General features: G+C 65.1%; 1 protein-coding gene. It reads right to left on the minus strand.

Annotated elements, in window-relative coordinates; genetic code table 11:
- Positions 1–1,120 (minus strand): AAA family ATPase (locus KBX53_RS33800; protein ID WP_210863902.1); only part of this gene is annotated, 1,120 nt, incomplete at both ends.

The raw sequence follows: 1,120 nt of genomic DNA on the forward strand, positions 1-1,120 counted from the left end.
GAGCTTGGACTTGTCGATGTCGTCCGGGTCGCCCTCGCAGTCGACCACCACGATCTGACCGGGGGTCAGCTCGTTGAACAGGATCCGCTCGGAGAGGTTGTCCTCGATGTCGCGCTGGATCGTGCGACGCAGCGGACGGGCACCGAGCACCGGGTCGAAGCCCTTCGCGGCCAGGTACTTCTTGGCGTTGTCGGTCAGCTCCAGACCCATGTCCTTGTTCCGCAGCTGGCCCTCGATCCGCTGGATCATGATGTCCACGATCGAGAGGATCTCGGTCTGACGCAGCTGGTGGAAGACGATGGTGTCGTCGATCCGGTTGAGGAACTCAGGCCGGAAGTGCTGCTTGAGCTCGTCGTTGACCTTCTGCTTCATCCGGTCGTAGTTGGACTCGGAGTCCTCCGACTGCGGGAAGCCCATCGACACCGCCTTGGCGACGTCTCGGGTGCCCAGGTGGGTGGTCAGGATGATGACCGTGTTCTTGAAGTCCACGATCCGACCCTGACCGTCGGTGAGCCGACCGTCTTCGAGGATCTGCAGGAGCGTGTTGAACACGTCCGGGTGGGCCTTCTCGATCTCGTCGAAGAGGACCACCGAGAACGGCCGACGCCGCACCTTCTCGGTCAGCTGCCCGCCCTCGTCGTAACCGACGTAGCCGGGAGGGGCACCCACGAGCCGGGAGACCGTGTAACGGTCGTGGAACTCGGACATGTCCAGCTGGATGAGGGCGTCCTCGCTGCCGAAGAGGAACTCGGCGAGCGCCTTGGACAGCTCGGTCTTACCGACACCGGACGGGCCGGCGAAGATGAACGAGCCCGACGGGCGCTTCGGGTCCTTCAGGCCGGCCCGGGTACGCCGGATCGCCTTCGAGACCGCCTTGACCGCGTCCTCCTGGCCGATGACGCGCTTGTGCAGCTCGTCCTCCATGCGCAGCAGGCGCGAGGTCTCCTCCTCGGTCAACTTGTAGACCGGGATGCCGGTCCAGTTGCCGAGCACCTCGGCGATCTGCTCGTCGTCAACCTCGCTGACGACGTCCAGGTCACCGGCCTTCCACTCCTTCTCCCGCTGGGCCTTCTGGCCGAGCAGCTGCTTCTCCTTGTCGCGCAGCTGGGCGGCGCGCTCG

Origin of the sequence: Micromonospora sp. M51 (assembly GCF_018070305.1) — a bacterium.
Classification (GTDB): Bacteria; Actinomycetota; Actinomycetes; order Mycobacteriales; family Micromonosporaceae; genus Micromonospora; species Micromonospora parva.